The 19,579-nt window shown below is 59.5% G+C and carries 19 protein-coding genes; 10 read left to right on the forward strand and 9 right to left on the reverse strand.

All coding sequences use genetic code 11. The features are described from left to right. Positions 1-418: 418 nt before the first annotated feature. The 5 genes from FJU30_RS18435 to FJU30_RS18455 all read right to left on the reverse strand — a co-directional run bounded on the left by FJU30_RS18435 (position 419) and on the right by FJU30_RS18455 (position 5,116). A complete protein-coding gene (locus tag FJU30_RS18435; protein ID WP_150436432.1) occupies positions 419-1,114 on the reverse strand; it encodes an ABC transporter ATP-binding protein in 696 nt (231 codons plus the stop codon). Beyond that, the gene (locus tag FJU30_RS18440; RefSeq protein ID WP_150436433.1) at positions 1,107-1,886 is read right to left on the reverse strand and encodes an ABC transporter ATP-binding protein; all 780 of its coding nucleotides are present in this window, start codon (positions 1,884-1,886) and stop codon (positions 1,107-1,109) included. The genes FJU30_RS18435 and FJU30_RS18440 overlap by 8 nt, the downstream gene beginning before the upstream one ends. Next, complete coding sequence (locus tag FJU30_RS18445) at positions 1,876-2,919, reverse strand: branched-chain amino acid ABC transporter permease (protein ID WP_150436434.1); 1,044 nt, start codon at positions 2,917-2,919, stop codon at positions 1,876-1,878. The genes FJU30_RS18440 and FJU30_RS18445 overlap by 11 nt, the downstream gene beginning before the upstream one ends. Then, a complete protein-coding gene (locus tag FJU30_RS18450) occupies positions 2,919-3,818 on the reverse strand; it encodes a branched-chain amino acid ABC transporter permease (RefSeq protein ID WP_150436435.1) in 900 nt (299 codons plus the stop codon). Before FJU30_RS18450 ends, FJU30_RS18445 begins: the two co-directional genes overlap by 1 nt. Before the next feature lie 161 nt (positions 3,819-3,979). After that, entirely contained in the window at positions 3,980-5,116 is a 1,137-nt protein-coding gene (locus FJU30_RS18455; protein WP_150436436.1) for an ABC transporter substrate-binding protein, read from the reverse strand. Between the two features lie 458 nt (positions 5,117-5,574). Here FJU30_RS18455 and bsmA point away from each other — a divergent pair, with 458 nt between their 5' ends. Further along, entirely contained in the window at positions 5,575-5,877 is a 303-nt protein-coding gene (gene bsmA / locus FJU30_RS18460) for a biofilm peroxide resistance protein BsmA (protein ID WP_150436437.1), read from the forward strand. 88 nt (positions 5,878-5,965) lie between these two features. On the opposite strand, the gene rlmB is transcribed toward bsmA, so the two are convergent. The 3 genes from rlmB to nsrR all read right to left on the reverse strand — a co-directional run bounded on the left by rlmB (position 5,966) and on the right by nsrR (position 9,842). Beyond that, positions 5,966-6,697, reverse strand: a complete 732-nt coding sequence (rlmB, locus tag FJU30_RS18465) for a 23S rRNA (guanosine(2251)-2'-O)-methyltransferase RlmB (protein ID WP_150436438.1) — start codon at positions 6,695-6,697, stop codon at positions 5,966-5,968. Positions 6,698-6,919: 222 nt separating this feature from the next. Further along, positions 6,920-9,373 (reverse strand): ribonuclease R, encoded by a 2,454-nt coding sequence (rnr, locus tag FJU30_RS18470; protein WP_150436439.1) that lies wholly within the window; start codon positions 9,371-9,373, stop codon positions 6,920-6,922. Between the two features lie 19 nt (positions 9,374-9,392). Next, positions 9,393-9,842, reverse strand: a complete 450-nt coding sequence (gene nsrR, locus FJU30_RS18475) for a nitric oxide-sensing transcriptional repressor NsrR (RefSeq protein WP_150436440.1) — start codon at positions 9,840-9,842, stop codon at positions 9,393-9,395. 674 nt (positions 9,843-10,516) lie between these two features. Here nsrR and codB point away from each other — a divergent pair. The 3 genes from codB to codA are packed head-to-tail and all read left to right on the forward strand — an operon-like array spanning position 10,517 to position 14,261. Then, complete coding sequence (codB, locus tag FJU30_RS18480; RefSeq protein WP_150436441.1) at positions 10,517-11,779, forward strand: cytosine permease; 1,263 nt, start codon at positions 10,517-10,519, stop codon at positions 11,777-11,779. Continuing rightward, positions 11,776-13,011, forward strand: a complete 1,236-nt coding sequence (locus FJU30_RS18485) for a PucR family transcriptional regulator (RefSeq protein WP_150436442.1) — start codon at positions 11,776-11,778, stop codon at positions 13,009-13,011. Before codB ends, FJU30_RS18485 begins: the two co-directional genes overlap by 4 nt. Continuing rightward, positions 13,008-14,261, forward strand: coding sequence for a cytosine deaminase (codA, locus tag FJU30_RS18490; protein WP_150436443.1), 1,254 nt, complete (start codon positions 13,008-13,010; stop codon positions 14,259-14,261). Before FJU30_RS18485 ends, codA begins: the two co-directional genes overlap by 4 nt. Positions 14,262-14,288: 27 nt before the next feature. Here the strand turns inward: codA and FJU30_RS18495 are convergent, their stop codons facing one another. Further along, the gene (locus FJU30_RS18495; RefSeq protein ID WP_150436444.1) at positions 14,289-15,317 is read right to left on the reverse strand and encodes a type IV pilus twitching motility protein PilT; all 1,029 of its coding nucleotides are present in this window, start codon (positions 15,315-15,317) and stop codon (positions 14,289-14,291) included. Positions 15,318-15,338: 21 nt separating this feature from the next. Between FJU30_RS18495 and FJU30_RS18500 the strand changes: the two genes are divergently transcribed. From FJU30_RS18500 to hemW, 6 genes are read left to right on the forward strand one after another with little or no spacing between them, the layout of a single operon-like run. Beyond that, a complete protein-coding gene (locus FJU30_RS18500) occupies positions 15,339-16,061 on the forward strand; it encodes a YggS family pyridoxal phosphate-dependent enzyme (RefSeq protein ID WP_150436485.1) in 723 nt (240 codons plus the stop codon). Positions 16,062-16,086: 25 nt separating this feature from the next. Continuing rightward, positions 16,087-16,908: a pyrroline-5-carboxylate reductase gene (proC, locus tag FJU30_RS18505; protein ID WP_150436445.1), complete on the forward strand. Its 822-nt coding sequence runs from the start codon at positions 16,087-16,089 to the stop codon at positions 16,906-16,908. A gap of 57 nt (positions 16,909-16,965) precedes the next feature. Next, complete coding sequence (locus FJU30_RS18510) at positions 16,966-17,520, forward strand: YggT family protein (protein WP_150436446.1); 555 nt, start codon at positions 16,966-16,968, stop codon at positions 17,518-17,520. Then, a complete protein-coding gene (gene yggU, locus FJU30_RS18515) occupies positions 17,517-17,807 on the forward strand; it encodes a DUF167 family protein YggU (protein WP_150436447.1) in 291 nt (96 codons plus the stop codon). Before FJU30_RS18510 ends, yggU begins: the two co-directional genes overlap by 4 nt. Positions 17,808-17,825: 18 nt before the next feature. Then, complete coding sequence (gene rdgB, locus FJU30_RS18520) at positions 17,826-18,419, forward strand: RdgB/HAM1 family non-canonical purine NTP pyrophosphatase (protein WP_150436448.1); 594 nt, start codon at positions 17,826-17,828, stop codon at positions 18,417-18,419. After that, positions 18,412-19,548, forward strand: coding sequence for a radical SAM family heme chaperone HemW (gene hemW, locus FJU30_RS18525; RefSeq protein ID WP_150436449.1), 1,137 nt, complete (start codon positions 18,412-18,414; stop codon positions 19,546-19,548). The genes rdgB and hemW overlap by 8 nt, the downstream gene beginning before the upstream one ends. Positions 19,549-19,579 lie beyond the last annotated feature (31 nt).

Genomic DNA, 19,579 nt, shown 5'->3' on the forward strand with positions numbered 1-19,579 from the left:
CAGCAGACGACGGGCGAGCGAACGCCCACGGTTCTGGCTAAACGCCAGGCCAGCAACGGGCTGAATAATCGGACGAGCTAATTCGCCTGCAGCCTGAAAGATGAAGGGTTAAATGATTTACGGCAGGCGTGATCGGGACAATACGCGGAAAACGAAGCGGCGGAAATTAATCCAGATCAAACCTGCAAAGGGTCAGAGAATAATGAGTCATGATGTCGCCTCCTTTGCAGTAAGAATGAATGGGGAAATGAAAACGCCGGCATAATACGCCAGCGCGCGCGACCGTGCAATATATTCCTGTTTTTTCAGAATGCGGCGCAGACAATAAAGGCGAGTAAGGGACGGCGCGCGGTCGGCATCGCCGGGAAAATAAACGCCGGCGCGCCGCCAATGTCTTCCTGCGCCGGCGAATGGCGGATTATCCGCCCAGATACATCTTTTTCACCTCGGGGTTAGCCAGAATCTCCTGCGCCTGGCCCTGCAGAACAATTTTCCCGTTCTCCAGCACATAGGCGCGATCGGCAATCTTTAAAGCGGCGGTGGCATTCTGTTCAACCAGCAGGATAGTGATATTGTCCCGCTGCAGTTGCTTAATAATATTGAACATCTCACCGACGATCTTCGGCGCCAGCCCCAGACTGGGTTCATCGAGCATCAGCAGCACCGGTTCGCTCATCAGCGCCCGGGCTATGGCCAGCATCTGCTGCTCGCCGCCACTCATGGTGCCGGCCAGTTGGGCGCGCCGCTCTTTCAGCCGCGGAAACAGCGTGTACATTTTCTCCTTCAAATAATTGAAATTAACCGGGTTGTTATAGGCGCCCATGCGCAGGTTTTCTTCAATGGTTAAATTGGTGAATACCTTGCGCCCCTCCGGCACCAGCGCCAGCCCTTTACGCACGATCTGATGCGTCAGGCTGTGGGAAATGTCTTCATTCAGAAAATTAACCTGGCCGGTGGATTTCACCAGATTGATAATCCCGTTTAGCGTCGAGGTTTTTCCCGCACCGTTGCTGCCAATCAGCGTGACGATTTCGCTGTTGTTGACCTCAATGTCGATGCCCTTTAGCCCCTGGATCAGGCCGTAGAACACTCGCAAATCGGCGGCTTTAAGCATAATCGACATCTCCAAGATACGCGGCAATCACCTCTTTATTGTTAATCGCCTCATGGGTGGTCCCGCTGAACAGCGGTTTGCCATAGTCCAGCACCATCACCCGTTCACACAGGGTATTAACGAAGGACATATCATGCTCAATCAGCAATACCGTTAACTGGTAATCGTCGCGCATTTTAAAAATCAGCTGCGCCAGCTCATTGGTTTCGCGCGGGTTCATTCCGGCCGCCGGTTCATCCAGCAGCAGCAACGCGGGCGAGGTGGCCAGCGCACGGGCGATCTCCACTTTGCGCTGATTACCGTAGCTCAGATTGGTCGCCAGCGATTGGGCATGTTCACCGATACCGATATAGTCGAGAATCTCCATCGCCTGCGCCTTCGCCCGTTTTTCCGCCGGGAAAAAACGCCCTATATGCAGCGCGGCCTCGATAAAGGAATAGCGGATAGAGCGATCGAAACCAATCAATACGTTCTCCAGCACCGTCATCGAATTAAACAGGCGGATATTCTGAAAGGTGCGGGCGATGCCGCGATTGACCACCTGATTCGGCTTTAAGCCGGTAATCTTTTCATTGCCCAACATTACCGTACCGGACGTCGGCTTGTAGTTGGAGGTAATCACGTTAAACAACGTGGTTTTACCGGCGCCGTTTGGGCCTATCAGGCCAAATATCTCGGCCTGCTGAAGCGAGAAACTCACGCCGTCGATGGCGCGCAACCCGCCAAACTGCATGACGATATTATCAACGCTGAGAATCGGCTTATTTTCCATACTGACGCTTCCTGTTAATTTCCCAAATCTCCCGTTTGCCGAGCAGCCCTTCGCGCGCGAACAGCATAATGACCAGCAGCACCAGCGAGAACACCACCATACGCAGACCGGGATAAGAGCCCAGATCCTGGCCGAAGAAATTAAGCGGCTGGTCAAGGAAACGCAGCCATTCGCCGCTGCCGACCACCACAATCGTCCCCAGTATCGCGCCGGTCGTGCTGCCCAGCCCGCCCAGCACAATGATGATCAACAGCTGGAAGGTCAGCATAAAGTCGAACAGATCGGGCGAAATAATGGTCAGCAGCGAGGCCAGCAGGCCGCCGCCGATACCCTCCAGAAACGCGCTGGTGGCAAAGGCGCAGGTTTTTATTTTGAAGGTATTGATTCCCATGGCGATCGCCGCGTCTTCGTCGTCGCGTACCGCTTTCATCGCCCGTCCGTATTTCGAATACACGATCTGCAAAATAAGCAGTACGGCGATCAGCGCGATCAAACCACACCAGTACAGCATGTGGCTGGCCTGGGGAATTTCATTCAGCCCGATGGCGCCATTGGTAATTTGCGGGTTATTAATCGCCAGGATTTTAATAATAAAACCGAATCCCAGCGTGACGATGGCCAGATAATCGCCGCGCACCCGGAAAACCGGGAAAGCGAGACAAACGGCCACGGCCGAAGCGCAGAGTCCGCTGATAATTAACGCGGGCAGGAAGGTGGTATGCAAAGACAGAATCAGCGGGCTGGGCGACGCCATCTCAAACATATCCATTTTGGTGTCGGCGCTTAATAGCAGCAAAGCCGTGATATAGGCGCCGATGGCGACAAAACCGTTAGGTTCAAGCGATAGCTGTCCGGTGACGCCGTTAATCAGGTTATAGCTCACCGCCAGGATCATGAAGATGAAAATATTGCACAGAATGCGGATGATATAGTCGTCGAAAACGTTCTGCATAATAAACAGAACCAGCAGCGTCAGCGCGAATAACGCCACATAACCACATAATAAGGTCAATGAATTGGCTGGCATTTTCATCAGAAACGGCTCCTTTCCAGTCTTTCGTCACCCATAATGCCGACCGGTCTGAACAACAGAACCAGAATCAGGAACATAAAGGCAAAGGCGTCCTTATAGCCGCCCAGTTCGGGGAATACCGCCACGGCCACCACTTCGGTGAAGCCGAGGATAAATCCGCCGATAACCGCGCCGGTCACGCTGCCGATGCCGCCCAGCACCGCCGCGGCAAAGGCCTTCAGACCGATCAAGACCCCCATCAGCGGATCGATGGTCGGATAGCTGGTGGCGTAGAAAATACCGCCCAGCGCCGCCAGCGAACTGCCCAGCGCAAAGACGAAGGCGATAATATGGTTGGCGTCGATGCCCATCAGGCGCACGGTATTGACGTCGAAGGCCACGGCGCGGATCGCCATCCCCTGCCGGGTGCGATAGAGAATAAACAGAATACAGCCCAACAGCGCCAGCGTGACCAGCGGCACCAGCCAGGCGACGTTGGTGATAATGATGCCGCCGAGCGAAACCGTCTGGTTAAAAAACGCCGGCGCGGCAAAGAAGCGCGGGCTGCCGCCGAACAGCACATTAAATAGATTTTCTAAAAAGAAGCTGACGCCAATCGCGGTAATCAACATGGATATCTTCGACGCCTGTCGCAAAGGACGGTAGGCGATCTGATCGATGCACACGCCCAACAGCGCCGAAAAAATAATAGCGAATAAAATAGCCGCGCCGAAAGGCAACTCAAAGGAAGTCGAACCAAACAGGGCGAGAAATGCCCCGACCATCATAATGTCAGCATGGGCAAAGTTGATCAGTCGCAGCACGCCGTAAACCATGGTGTAGCCAATGGCGATCAGCGCGTACATACTGCCCAGACTCATGCCGTTAACCACCTGCTGAAAAAAAATAGCAGCATCCATAAATTCAGTCCTTATTTGCCTTATCTACCCACCAGACTTCAGGAATGTCAGGATGCGGCCCGACGGTTAACCGGGCGAATCCCCAGCCGCCGGATACACGGCGCCGCTGGGGGAAAAAGGAAAAACCGACGTGGCTGCAACCTGAAAGGTGAAGGGGTGAATTACGGGTTAACCACCGTCTTAAAGGCCATTTGTCCATTTTTGACTTCGTTAATCACGGCGCTGCGGATGGCGTCGCCGTCTTTCAGCGTCAGCACGCCGGTAATACCGGAAAAATTACTGGTGGCGCGGATTTTTTCATTGACGCATACCCGGTCTTTCGGATCGCTGCACTGATTCATCGCATTAACAATCATCTTGTAAGCATCGGCGGTCATCGCGCCCCAGGTATGGGTTGGCTCTTTATATTTGGCGTCCCAGGCCTTAATAAACTTCTCGCCTTCCGGCGTCTGCTCTTTTGCATTCGGCGAGTAATAGTCAGTGGTCATGTAGCCTTCCACCGCATCCTGTCCCAGTTTAAAGAACACCGGGTCGGCCGCCAGGCCATCGCCGCCCACCACCGGTACCTTCAACCCGAGCTGTTTGGCCTGCACCGCGATCAGCGCCCCTTCGGTGTAGTAAATCGGCATATAGATCATGTCGACGTTCTTCGCTTTAACCGTAGAGAGCTGAGCTTTGAAATCCTTACTGCCGCCCGGCACCTGGACCTCAACGGGAATGGTGCCGCCATTTTTCAGGAACTGAGTGCGAAAGGATTTGGCCAGGCCAACCGAATAGTCGTTGCTGCTGTCGAACATGATGGCGGCGGTTTTCGCCCCTAAATCACGCGAGGCCAGGTTGGCGCCTACCACGCCCTGGAAACTATCGGAGAAACAAACGCGGCTGACGTACTGACGGTTGCGGGTCACGCGATCGTTGGTGGCAGTCGGCGATACCATCGGCGTTTTGGTGTCTTCGGCCATTTTGGTCATCGCCATCGTGTTGGTGGAGGTCACTTCGCCGATCACCGCATCGACTTTATCGCTGGACACCAGACGCTGCATGGCGTTGGCCGCTTCAACCTTATCGCTCTTATCATCAATGATGATCAGCTTGATCGTATCGCCATTTTTCAGCGTCGGCTCCATGCTGTTCACTAACTCAACGCCTTTCTGCGAAGGTTGCCCATAACCGCTCAGCGGCCCGCTCAATGGCAAAACCACCCCGATTTTTACTTCGGCCGCCAGCGCGCTATTCGCACAAAGAACGGATGAAACAAACGCAGCTGCTACAGTTATCCTGACAAATTTGCTATTCATGATCTCGCCTCTTTGAGAATGAAAAATTCCGGTTCCATTTTTGGAATAAAGCTGTATGCCCGACTGTGAGAGTCTGAAAGAGCCAAAGGGTTATATTTCTACTGGCCGAAAAACAATCCGCAATAAATGTGCCAGAACGAAAAAGCATTACTAATGGTTTAATAAATAATAAGAAAATGGATTTAACGCCGGAGAGAGGCCGCGCCGCGCCAAAGGCGCTGGCGAAAGAATGCACCAATTTGGCTCGCACCTGCCGCCAAAAGGTGCGCCGCGCCGCCTGTGGATGCGCCCACCATTGATGAATGGCGAACGTACGCGATAACTGGTTGATCTTGTTCGACTGCATAACGGAACAGACGCCGGGTAAGCCGCCCGTTTTCGCGACAAAAAAAGATATCTGGCGACGACGGCGCGCGCTAAACTCATCGCTACCATGCACGGGACTACGGGGAAACAGGATGTCGCGTACTTTACTGCTCCTTTCGCTTTCAGTTCTGCTTACCGCCTGCAGCGTATTCGCGCCTGAACCGGTCGCCCCGCCGCCGCCCACGCGGCAGGCGCAGTTGATTAACCAGGCGCAAAGCCGCGCGCTGGAAAAAATAGGTACGTTATCGGTCAGGATCAACGGCAGTCCGGACGACGCCGACCGTGCGGTTCAGCAACAGGCCGATGCGCGCGGAGCGCGTTATTATGTCATCGTATTGAAACAGGAATCCCGCCTGCCGGGGATCTGGCAGTCGAGCGCGGTGTTGTACCGCTAAAGGGGAAGCCCGCCGCGAAATGCGGCAGGGCGTAGCGCGTGCAGGCGATCCCCGCCAGTGCGCGGATCGCCCGGGCAACGAGCGTCGATCAGCCGCGCTGACGCACCGCCTCGAACAGGCAGATGCCGGTGGCGACCGACACATTGAGCGACGATACGCTGCCCGCCATCGGAATAGAGATCAGTTCGTCGCAGTGTTCGCGCGTCAACCGGCGCATACCTTCGCCTTCCGCGCCCATCACCAGCGCCATCGGACCGGCGAGCTTGCTCTGATACAGCGTATGGTCGGCTTCACCCGCGGTACCCACCACCCAGACATGGTGTTCCTGCAGCAGCCGCAGCGTGCGGGCCAGATTGGTCACGCGGATCAGCGGTACGCTTTCCGCCGCGCCGCTGGCGACTTTTTTCGCCGTGGCGTTCAGCTGCGCGGAACGATCGCGCGGCACAATCACCGCATGCACGCCGGCGGCGTCGGCGCTGCGCAGACAGGCGCCAAGATTATGCGGATCGGTAACGCCATCCAGCACCAACAGGAACGGCATGTCCAGACCGGCCAATAGATCCGGCAAGTCGTTTTCCTGATACTGGCGCCCCGGCCGCACGCGGGCCAGGATCCCCTGGTGCACCGCGCCTTCAACCTGGCTATCCAGCCACTGACGGCTGGCCAGTTGGATCGCCATACCGTTGCCTTCCAGTTCGGCGATTAACGGCTGCAGACGACGATCGTCGCGTCCTTTCAGAATAAAGACTTCCAAAAAACGTTGCGGATCGCGCTCCAGCAGCGCCTTGACGGCATGGATGCCGTAAATAATTTCACTCATGAATACTCTTTAACGTCATAAACGGGCGGCGAAGCGCAGCCGTTGGCTTAAGTCCGATATTCAGGCGGAGCGGGAGCCGCATAGCCTCCCGCCCGCTCTCCGGCCTTAACTCCGCGGCCGACGATCGTTGCCCGTCGTAGTTTTAATGGCGAAAGTGCCGCCAGATGCCGGCATGCCTGAGGCGCCCTTTACGCAATGCGCCAGACAGGGGGGCCGGCGGCCTCAGTCATCCTGTTTCTTTTTCGCGCGTTTTTCTTTGGTGGCGGCGGCGATTTTACGCGTTTTATCCACGTTCTTTTTGCTTTTATCCAGCGTTTTTTTCTGGCCGGCGGCAACTTTTTTGCCTTTGACCGGCGCCGCGCCCTCCGGACGGAACGCGCTGTCCGGCTCGAAGTTTGCCGCGGACGGGCCATTACGGCGGCGACGCGTCGGTTTGGCTTCGCGCGCCGCCGGTTTCTTCGCCCGATCGCGCGCGGTCTTGCCTTCGCCACGCGGCTTGCGGCTGCTGGACACTAGCGCGAAATCGATATTGCGTTCATCCATATGCACCGCTTCGACGCGAATTTCAACTTCGTCGCCCAGACGGTAAACCTGGCCGCGCGCCTCGCCGATCAACCGCTGGCCGACATTATCGTAGCGGTAGTAGTCGTTATCCAGCGTGGAGACGTGTACCAGACCGTCAATAAACAGGTCGTTCAGACGCACGAAGAAACCAAAACCGGTCACGCTGGAAATAATACCGGTAAACACCTGGCCCACGTGATCCTGCATAAAGTCGCACTTCAGCCAGTCGGCCACGTCGCGGGTCGCTTCATCGGCGCGCCGCTCCGTCATCGAACAGTGAACGCCCAGTTGCAGCATCTCATTCATATCGCTGTGCCAGCCGCCGGTCGGCGTCCAGCGTTTCTGTTGGTCGCTTAACAGATATTTGATCGCCCGGTGCAGAGAGAGATCGGGGTAACGGCGTATCGGCGAGGTGAAATGCGCGTACGAGGTCAGCGCAAGACCGAAATGACCGCGATTTTCCGGGTCATAGACGGCCTGCTTCATAGAACGCAGCAGCATGGTCTGCAACATCTCGTGATCCGGACGCCCCGCCACGTCGCTCATCAGCTCGGCGTAATCCTTCGGTTCCGGTTTCATTCCGCCTTTTAGCGTCAGTCCCAGCTCATTCAGCACGCTGCGCAGCGCCAGTACGTGATCTTCACTGGGACGATCGTGGATGCGGAACAGCGCCGGTTCCTGGCTTTTCTCGACAAAGCGGGCGGCGGAGATGTTGGCGAGGATCATGCACTCCTCGATCAGCTTATGCGCATCGTTGCGCACCGTGGCTTCGACCCGTTCGATACGGCGTTCGGCGTTAAAAATAAACTTCGCCTCTTCGGTCTCGAACCCAATGCCGCCGCGCGCCTCACGCGCATGTTCCAGCATTTTATACATGCGGTGCAGTTCTTCCAGAGGCGCCACCAGCGGCTGGTACTGCGCGCGCAGCTCTTCATGGCCCTGCAGAATCTGCCACACTTTGGTGTAGGTCAGACGCGCATGGGAACTCATCACCGCTTCGTAAAATTTATACGAGGTAAGTTTGCCCATAGCGGACACCGTCATCTCGCACACCATACACAGGCGATCGACCTGCGGGTTGAGCGAACAGAGGCCGTTGGACAGCACTTCCGGCAGCATCGGCACGACCTGAGACGGGAAGTAGACCGAGGTGCCGCGCGCGCGCGCTTCGTTATCCAGCGCCGTCCCCGGCCGGACATAGTAGCTGACGTCGGCGATCGCCACCCACAGGCGCCAGCCGCCGCCGCGTTTTTTCTCGCAGAAAACGGCATCGTCGAAATCGCGTGCGTCTTCGCCGTCGATAGTGACCAGCGGCAGCTTACGCAGATCGACCCGTCCTGCCTTCGCCTCTTCCGGCACCTGTTCCTGCAGATCGCTGATTTGTTTTTCCACCTGCGGCGGCCAGACATGCGGAATATCGTGGGTGCGCAGCGCGATATCCACCGCCAGGCCGGTGCCCATGGTGTCGCCGAGCACCTCGACGATTTTACCGATCGCTTTGGTGCGGCGCGTAGCGCGCTGAGTCAGTTCCACCACCACCACCGCCCCCATGCGGGCGCCGCTGATGGAATCCTGCGGAATCAGAATATCGAAGCTCAGGCGGCTGTCGTCCGGCACGACAAAGCCGGTGCCGGCGTCGACGAAATAGCGCCCGACGATCTGGCCGGTGCGCGGCACCAGCACTCGCACGATGCGCCCCTCGCGCCGGCCGCGCCGGTCTTCCCCCAGCGGCTGCGCCAGCACCACATCGCCGTGGATCGCCAGCTTCATCTGTTCGGCCGACAGGTAGAGATCGTCTTTGCGCCCCTCTACCCGCAGGAAACCATAGCCATCGCGGTGGCCAATCACGGTGCCGCGCAGCAGGTCGAGTTTTTCCGGCAGGGCATAGCACTGCCGACGGGTAAACACCAACTGACCGTCGCGTTCCATGGCGCGCAGGCGACGGCGCAGCGCCTCCAGTTGCTCTTCGCCGCTCAATGCCAAATCGTTGGCCAGTTCCTCACGGCTCACCGGCGTATCGCGTTTGGCGATATGCGCTAAAATAAACTCCCGGCTGGGAATAGGAAATTCGTATTTTTCTGCTTCTCGTTCCAGAAAAGGATCTTGTGACATTGCGGTTCCTCCGTTGTCATCAGCAGGTGGTTGAATCATGTTGCGTTTCAACCAACAGCAATTGGTAGAGCGATGGATTGTCCGTGACCATATCGGCCAGGGTATGTTTATCCAGCTCCAGTAAGAAGTTCTGAACGGCCTGATTAAGCACCTGTTTCAGACGGCAGGCGGGCGTGATGTGGCAAAAATCGCTTTGACAGTTAACCAGCGTAAGAGGCTCCAGCGCGCGGACGACATCACCGATCAGGATAGCATTGGCCGGTTTCCCCAGACGAATACCGCCGTTTTTCCCTCGCACCGCCCTGACGTAACCGGCATGGCTGAGCTGATTGATGATTTTGACCATATGATTACGCGATACGCCATAGACATCCGTTACTTCGGAAATACTGGTCATCTGACCGTCCGGTAACGACGCCATATATATCAATGCACGTAAACCATAATCCGTAAAACTTGTTAACTGCACATAGACCTCTGGGTACATTATCGGGCGCCGACGGACGCCGTCAGAAAAACGGCGCCCGCTCCGGCTTCCCGGCCGCGCGGCGGCATTATGCCTGCATACGCGGTATTCTTCCTCCTCCTCCCTACGTCCGGCCGATTTCGGGCGGCTGACGGGCGACGACCGGACAACGACGCCGACGCTTAGCGAGCGGCGCCGGCGGGGCGATAAACCGACCGATTGCGACCCCGCCGGAGCAAGAAGCGGGTCGTTTTGGCAAGCCCGCGCACCTGCCGCCTGGACGGTGAAGGGTATACATGTTCATTTTTTATCAGCAGATAATAAACCAGTGGCAAACATCAGGGCTAATTATTTAACGTCGGGCGGGAATTTCTCTTATTTTATCTTCTGTTGTCGCGCCGCGCCACCGCTGACCGCGCTGCGTCAGTCCGTTCCCCGCGCGCGCCGCAGAAGCCGTTCGTGCGCCTCGCTCAACTTCAGTGCATCGCACAGCAAAGCGCACAATAACAGGGCGATAAGGCGCGAAAAAAGCGAATAAAATAGTCAGTGTGCACATTTTATTTTGTGCCGGTCGCCCGCTTTGCCGACGAGAGAAAACGGCACGCTAATTGCTCTGTTTCCCGCGAATTATCGTCACCCATTCCGGCGGCGGGCAAGTACAACAGAGGTCAAAAACCATGTCAGAACCGAATGAATTTCCCTTAAGCGAGGCGCCCAAAAGCCAGCGAAAGGGCCTGCTCTCTATCTCGATGGTATTGTTCAGCTTCACTTTTTTTACCGGCACCATGTTCGCCGGCGGCAAACTGGGCGTCGCTTTTCCGCTGGTCGATATGCTGTGGATAGCCACTATCGGCAACCTGCTGCTGGCGCTGTATGCCGCCTCGCTCGGGCTGATCGCCGCGCGCAGCGGCCTGAACTCGGTGCTGATGGGCCGCTTCTGCTTCGGCGAGTCCGGCAGCAAGCTGTCCGACTTTTTGCTCGGCTTCGCCGAACTGGGTTGGTACGCCTGGGGCACCGCCACTCTCGCCATCTCGCTGGTGAAACTGCTCGATCTGCCCGCCGGATTCACCACGCCGCTGATGGTGCTGTTCGGGCTCGGTTTTTCCCTGACCGCGCTGGTCGGCTATAAAGGGCTGGATATGTTGTCGCGCGTATCGGTGCCGTTGATGTTCATCCTGTTGGTGGTTTCCATGTGGATCGCCACCCGCGACGCCGGCGGCTGGTCAGGGCTGACCAGCATTACACCGACCAACACCATGAGCTGGTCCGCCGCCATCACCATGGTGTTCGGCACCTTCGCCAGCGGCGCGACCCAGGCCACCAACTGGACCCGACTGTCGCGCAGCGGAAAAATCGCCGTCGCCGCCAGCCTCATCAGCTTCCTCGGCGGCAACGGCCTGATGATTGTCTCCGGCGCCTGGTGCGCCATCGTCTATCAGCAGGCGGATATCGTGGCGGTGATGATGCTGCAGGGGCTGTCCGTCGCGGCCGTCATTATGCTGTGCCTGAATCTGTGGACCATTCAGGGACCGACCATCTACAACGTGTCCGCCGCCGCCTGTCATTTGCTGCGCACCGAGCGCCGCCGCACGCTGACGCTGGTCGGGGCGGCCGCAGGCATTCTGCTGGCCATCGGCGGGATGTATGAGATGCTAATCCCCTTCCTGGTGCTGCTCGGTTCAATCATCCCGCCGATCGGCGGCGTTATCATGGCCGACTACTGGTTCCGCTACCGCGGGCATTACCCGGTCATTCAGCACGCCACGCTGCCGCGTTTTAATCTGAGCGGACTGGCCGCTTACGCCATCGGCGCCGGCCTGGCCTGGGCCTCGCCGTGGATCGCGCCGCTGGTGGGCATCGCCGCCTCCGCCGCCCTGTATATTCTGTTCACCCTGCTGACCGGCCGCGCGCCGGCGGCCGCCAGCCGGGAGACGCTATGAGTCTGAGCGTCAGTGAGATCCTGTCGCTGCCCGGCCTGGCGGAATTGACGCTGCGCGCGGGAGCGCACAGCGTCCATCGCGCGGTGCGCTGGTATTACGTCGCGGAAAATGAAGGCATCGCCGAGTGGATCATGGGCGGAGAGCTGGTCTTCGTCACCGGGATCAACCACTCGCGCGACGAGCTTAATCTGCTGCAGTTGCTGCGCGAAGGGCAGCAGCGCGGTATCGCCGGCATGGTTATCCTCACCGGAGAGGCCTTTATCCGCGCGATCCCGCCGTCGGTCGTCGCGCTGGCGGACGAACTGGGCATTCCGCTGCTGGAACAGCCTTACTCGCTGAAGATGGTGATCGTCACTCAACTCATCGGTACCGCGCTGGTCCAGCGCGAGACGACGCTGCGCTCGCAGCGCGATATTCTGATTCAGTTGCTCACCGGCGAGTACCCCAGCCTGGCCATTGCCCATCAGCGCGCCGATAATCTACAGTTAACGCTGGATCAACCGCGCAGAGTGGTCGCCTTGCGCCTGGCGGGCGTTCAGGCGCTGTTCGACTCGCAGCCGCCCGCCGCCGCGGAAGCGCGGCTGCAGTCGGCGCGACAGCGCGTACAGCAACAGCTGGAGGCGCAGATCGCCTGCCTGGACGACGGCCTGCCGCTGATTGTGCTGGGAGAGCTGTTTATCCTGCTGCTGCCCACCGATAGCGAGGGCTTTCACCAGGGGAAACAGTGGCTGCAGCAGACGCAGCACAGTATCAACGCCCGCATCGGTCCGCTGCGTCTGTTCTGCGGCATATCCGCCACGGTGAACGCGCCGTCGCGCTACAGCCAGGGGCTGGCCGAAGCCCGCCGCGCGCTGGACGTAACGGAGAGCATGCGACCGGACAAGGGCCAGTGCGACTACAGCGAACTCGGCGTACTCAAACTGCTGACCGCGGTGAACGACCCCGGGCTGGTCGGGCAGTTTATGCAGGAAACGCTCGGCATGCTGTTCGAACACCACCGCAAACACCCTAACCTGCTTATCGAAACGCTGGACGCCGTGCTGCAGGAGAACGGTAATCTAATCAAAGCCGCCGGACGGCTGGATATTCACCGCAATACGCTGCACCAGCGTCTGCAGCGTATCGAACAACAGTCCGGGCATTCCCTGGACGACCCACAATTTCGCTTAAATGCGTCGGTCGCATTGTTGATCTGGCGTATGTCACACGCACAACAGCAGGAGTTGCCATGAAAATTATTAACGCCGCCCTCCGCCGCCAGCCAGGCTGGTATAGCCTGCGCATTCAGGACGGGCTCATCGCTTCAATCGACGCGCAGAGCGCCTTGCTGCCCGCCGGGGAGAACGATATCGACGCCGGCGGCCGCCTGGTGCTGCCGCCGCTGGTGGAGCCGCACATTCACCTGGACGCGGCGCTGACCGCCGGCGAGCCGGAATGGAATATGAGCGGCACCCTGTTTGAAGGGATTGAACGCTGGAGTCAGCGCAAAGCGACCATTACTCATGACGATATCAAGCGCCGCGCCCACCGCACCATCGGTCTGCTGCGCGATCACGGCATTCAGCATGTTCGCACCCATGTCGATGTTACCGATCCGTCGCTCGCCGCATTGAAAGCGATGCTGGAAATCAAATCGGAAGCGCGCGACCTGATCGATCTGCAGATCGTCGCCTTTCCGCAGGAGGGCATCGAATCCTTCGCCAACGGCCGTAGCCTGATGGAACAGGCCATCGCGCTGGGCGCCGACGTGGTGGGCGGCATCCCCCATTTCGAAAATACGCGCGAGCAGGGCGTCAGTTCGGTCAAATTCCTGATGGACCTGGCCGAACGCACCGGCTGCCTGGTCGACGTACACTGCGACGAAACCGACGACGGCCAGTCGCGCTTTCTGGAAGTCCTGGCGGAAGAGGCGCGCGTGCGGCAGACCGGCCATCTGGTCACCGCCAGCCACACCGTGGCCATGGGCTCGTACGACAACGCCTACTGCTCCAAACTGTTCCGCCTGCTCAAGCGCTCCGGCATCAGCTTCGTCTCCTGCCCGACCGAAAGCATTCACCTGCAGGGGCGCTTCGATACTTACCCGAAACGGCGCGGCATCACGCGCGTAGCCGAACTGGACCGCGCCGGCATGAACGTCTGCTTCGGCCAGGACTCGATCCGCGATCCCTGGTACCCTCTCGGCAACGGCAACATTTTGCGCGTGCTGGATGCCGGTCTGCACATCTGCCATATGATGGGCTACCAGGATCTGCAGCGCTGTCTCGACTTCGTGACCGACAACAGCGCCAGAGCGCTCAATCTGGGCGAACGCTACGGCATCGCCGTCGGCCGCCCGGCGAACCTGATCGTGCTGGACGCGGAAAACGACTACGAAGCGGTGCGCCGCCAGGCTAAAGCCCTGTGGTCCATCCGCCACGGCAAGGTGATTATGCGCCGCACGCCGGAACAGCTGAGCTACCCGCAACCATCGGACGCGCGCTAAGCGCCGCCGTTACGCCGCAGCGGACCGTCACCCCCTCAACGACGGTTCGTTGTCGCCGTCGGCGCTGAGCAACCCTTGCGCGCAGCGCTGGCGATAACTCTGTTCAAACGTCTGCATGCCCGCCAGCCCGCCGGTCTGCAGCAAGCCCGGCAGCTGGTGGGTTTTCCCCTCGCGAATCAAATGACTGACGGCCGGCGTGGCGGTCAGTATTTCAAACAGCGCGATCCGCCCGCCCTGCGGCCGACGCAGCAGCCGTTGCGCCACCACCGCCCGCAAGCTGGCGGCCAACAGACTGCGGATAAACGCCTTCTCGTCGGCGGGAAACACATCCACCAGCCGGTCCACCGCCTGCGAGGCGCTGCGGGTATGCAGCGTGGCCAGCACCAGATGCCCCGTTTCCGCCGCGCTCAACGCCAGCCGGATGCTGTCGCTGTCGCGCAGTTCGCCCAGCAGGATAATATCCGGATCTTCGCGCAGCGCCGCCCGCAGCGCGCCGGCGAAACTTTGGCAGTGCAGGCCGATCTCACGCTGCTGGATCAGGCAGGCTGCGCTGTAATGGATAAACTCGATCGGATCTTCCAGCGTAATAATGTGGCGCGGCCGGCCGCGATTAAGCTCCGCCACCAGCGCCGCCAGCGTGGTGGATTTACCGCTGCCGGTCGCGCCGCACGCCAGGACCAGCCCATCCGGCCGGGCCAGCAGTTGCGCCAGCACCGGCGGCGCCTGTAGTTCCGCCAGCGACGGCGCCGACTGCGGGATAACGCGCAGCGCCAGCGACAGCCCGTCGCGCTGCTGAAACAAGCCGGCGCGCAGACGACAGCCGTCCGCCAGCGTCAGCGCGCAGTCCAGTTGCCCCTCCCGCTGCAGGCGCCGCTGCTGCTGCGCCGTCAGCCAGCGCGCGCACCATTGCGCCAGCCGTGCGGCCGCCAAACGTGGTAAGGTAACCTCAGCGCGTAATTCGCCATCGATCCGCAATACCGGATGATGGCCGCTACACAGGTGCAGATCGGAGGCATTTTGCTTTACACTAAGCGCCACCCATTCATCCAAATCCATAGACATATCTCCTGAACCATGATGAGTACTATCCAGCAGAATCTACAGGATGTCAGACAGCGCATCGCCGTCGCCGCCCAACAATGCGGGCGCGATCCGCAAGACGTTATGTTACTGGCCGTGAGTAAAACCAAACCTGTGAGCGCGGTCGAAGCCGCCATAGAGGCCGGCCAGCGGGCGTTCGGCGAGAATTATGTTCAGGAAGGCGTGGATAAAATCTGTTACCTGCGCGACACGCGACCCGATGCCGATCTGGAATGGCACTTTATCGGCCCGCTACAGTCCAACAAGAGTCGCCTGGTGGCGGAGCATTTCGACTGGTTCCACACCCTCGATCGGCTGCGCATCGCGCGTCGGCTCAGCGAACAGCGCCCGAATACGCTGGCGCCGCTTAACGTCCTGATTCAGATCAACATCAGCGACGAGCAGAGTAAGTCCGGCATTGCGCTGAGCGCACTGCCGGAACTGGCCGCCGGCGTGGCCGGTCTCAGCGGGCTGCGGCTGCGCGGTTTAATGGCCATTCCGGCGCCGGAAACGGACTATCAGCGCCAGTTGGCGGTATTCCGCCAGATGTCGGATGCGTTTCTGCAGTTGCAGCAGCATTATCCGCACATTGATACTCTATCAATGGGGATGACGGACGATATGGCCGCCGCCATTACCGCCGGCAGTACGCTGGTCCGCATCGGCACCGCCATTTTCGGCGCCCGCGACTATACCGGCTCCGTACCTGCCGTTTCCTGAACCCTGACAGTAAATGAGACATTAGATGCAACATCGTAAAATTGCTTTTATTGGCGCCGGCAATATGGCGCAGGCCATTATTGCCGGACTGATCGCCGGCGGCTACCCCGCCGGTCTGATCAGCGTATGCGCGCCGTCCGCCACCCGGCGTGAGGCGCTGGTCGCCCGTTACGGCGTCAACGGTTCCGACGATAACGTCGGCTGCGCTCGCGCCGCCGACGTGGTGGTGCTGGCGGTGAAACCGCAGTTGATGGCCGAGGTTTGCGCCCCGCTGCAACAGAATGTGGACTTTGGCGCGAAACTGGTGCTATCCATCGCCGCCGGCGTCAGCATCGCCCGCTTCCGCGCCCTGCTCGGAGAGCCGCTCAATATCGTGCGCGTCATGCCCAATACGCCGTCGCTGGTCGGCAAAGGCATGAGCGGTCTGTACGCGCCGGAGGAAGTCAGCCGCGACGATCGTGAATTCAGCGCCGCCCTGATGGGCAGCGTCGGCGAAGTGTGCTGGGTCGGGCAGGAAGAGGCGATCAACGGCGTAATCGCCGCCGCCGGCAGCGCTCCGGCTTATTTTTTCCTGTTTATGGAAGCCATGCAGCAGGAAGCCGAGCGCATGGGGTTCGACGCGGCCACCGCGCGCCTGCTGGTGCAGCAGGCCGCATCGGGCGCCGCGGCGCTGGTCGAGGCCAGTCCGGATACGCCGCTCTCCACCCTGCGTGAAAATGTGACTTCTCGCGGCGGTACCACCGCACAGGCGCTGCAGGTCTTCAATGAACGCCAGTTGCCGCAGACTGTCGCCGATGCGATGCGGGCGGCGGTTGCGCGCGCCCGGGAAATGGAAACGTTGTTTTAGTCCGGCTGACGACGCGATCGACGCCGCCACCTCACTCACTAAGGAACAGATGCATTTATGCTTACGCTGACTTTTCTGGTCAAAACGCTAATCGATCTCTACGTAATGGTTCTGCTGCTGCGCATCTGGATGCAGTGGTCGCGCTGCGATTTCTATAATCCGCTAGCGCAATTCGTAGTGAAAATCACCCAGCCGATCATTGGACCTCTGCGCCGGATTATCCCTTCGCTCGGGCCGATCGACAGCGCTTCGCTGCTGCTGGCGTTTATTCTTTGCGCGCTGAAGTTTCCGCTGTTGATGCTGGTGCAGGCCGGCGTCATTTCGCTTAGTCCGCTCCACCTGTTTATTGGCGTGCTGTCGCTGTTGAAATCCATCGGCCATCTGGTGTTCTGGGTGGTGATCATCCGCGCGCTGATGAGCTGGGTCAGCCAGGGCCGCAATCCGGTGGATTATTTGCTGTATCAACTGACCGAGCCGCTGATGGCGCCGATTCGTCGCATTCTCCCGGCCATGGGCGGCATCGACTTCTCCGCCATGGTGGTGATTCTTATCCTGTCCCTGCTTAACTATCTCGGCATGGATCTGTTCCCGCTGCAGTGGGCGCAGCTGTGAGTGCGGTAACGACCTGTGAAGACGGGCTGGTCATCCGGCTGTATATTCAGCCGAAGGCCAGCCGCGACCAGATCGTCGGCCTGCACGGCGAAGAACTCAAGGTGGCGATCACCGCGCCGCCGGTCGACGGCCAGGCGAACGCCCACCTTGTGCGTTTTCTGGCCAAACAGTTTCGCGTCGCCAAAAGTCTGGTGGCGATTGAGAAAGGCGAACTGGGCCGTCACAAACAGGTTAAAATCACGCATCCGCAAAACATCCCGGCTCAGGTCGCGGATCTCATCAAATAATTATTCAGGAAAGGCAAGATGCAAAAAGTGGTTCTGGCGACCGGTAATCCCGGTAAGGTGCGCGAACTCGCCGGTTTACTGGCGCAGTTCGGGCTGGATATTGTGGCGCAAAGCGAACTGGGGGTGGAGTCGGCGGAAGAAACCGGCCTGACGTTCATCGAAAACGCCATTCTGAAAGCGCGCCATGCCGCCCGCATCACCGGACTGCCCGCCATCGCCGACGATTCCGGCATTGCGGTTGATGCGCTCGGCGGCGCGCCCGGCATCTATTCCGCCCGCTACGCCGGGCCGGAGGCCAGCGACCAGCAAAATCTGACGAAGCTGTTGGATGCGCTGCAGGATACGCCGGACGCGCGGCGCGGCGCCAGTTTCCACTGCGTGCTGGTTTATCTGCGCCATGCCGACGATCCCACGCCGCTGGTGTGCCACGGCCGCTGGCAGGGCGTGATTAGCCGCAGCCCGATGGGCGACGGCGGCTTTGGCTACGATCCGATCTTTTGGCTGCCGGAGTTAGGCAAGACCTCGGCTTGCCTGACGCGCGACGAGAAAAGCGCCCTGTCCCATCGCGGCCAGGCGCTGCGTCAGTTGCTGGATACGCTGCGCAATGCATAAGCTGCCGCCGCTCAGCCTGTATATCCACATTCCCTGGTGCGTGCAGAAATGTCCGTATTGCGATTTCAACTCGCACGCGCTGAAAGGCGAAGTGCCGCACATGGATTACGTGCATCATCTGCTGGCCGATTTAGATGCGGATCTGCCGGACGCCGGCCAGCGGCCGCTGCACTCCATTTTTATCGGCGGCGGCACGCCCAGCCTGCTGAGCGCAACGGCGATGCAGGCGCTGCTGGATGGCGTGCGCGCCCGGCTGCCGCTGAGCGCGGCGGCGGAAATCACCATGGAGGCCAATCCGGGCACGGTCGAAGCCGATCGCTTCAGCGCCTATCAGCAGGCGGGGGTCAACCGTATTTCGATCGGCGTACAGAGCTTTCAGCCGGAGAAACTCGCCCGACTGGGCCGCATCCACGGCCCGCAGGAGGCGATCCGCGCCGCGCAACTGGCCGCCGGCCTGGGGCTGCGCAGCTTCAACCTCGATCTGATGCACGGCCTGCCCGATCAATCGCTGGAAGAGGCGCTGGACGATCTGCGTCAGGCGATTGCGCTGAACCCGCCCCATCTCTCCTGGTATCAGTTGACCATTGAACCGAACACGTTGTTCAGTTCCCGACCGCCGGTCCTGCCGGATGACGATGCGTTGTGGGACATCTGGCAGCAGGGACACCGGTTGCTCAGCGCCGCCGGCTACCGGCAGTACGAAACCTCGGCCTATGCCAAAACGGGCTATCAGTGCCAGCATAACCTCAATTACTGGCGCTTCGGCGATTATCTCGGCATCGGCTGCGGCGCGCACGGTAAACTGAGCTTTGCCGACGGGCGCATCGTACGTACGGTGAAAACCCGTCATCCGCGCGGTTTTATGCAGGGCAACTACCTCGATCGCCGGACGGAAGTGACGCCGGACGAACGGCCGTTCGAATTCTTTATGAACCGTTTTCGCCTGCTGGAACCTGTCGCGCGCGCCGAATTCCCCCGCCTGACCGGTCTGGATGAATGCCTTATTCGCCGCCAACTGGACCAGGCGCTGGCGCAGGGCTACCTGACGGAGACGGAAAGCGACTGGCAAATCACCGAACATGGCAAACTGTTTCTCAATTCTCTGCTGGAACTGTTTCTGGAAGACTGAGTCCGGGCTTACCCACGCGGCGCGGCGCACC

The organism is Affinibrenneria salicis, assembly GCF_008710095.1.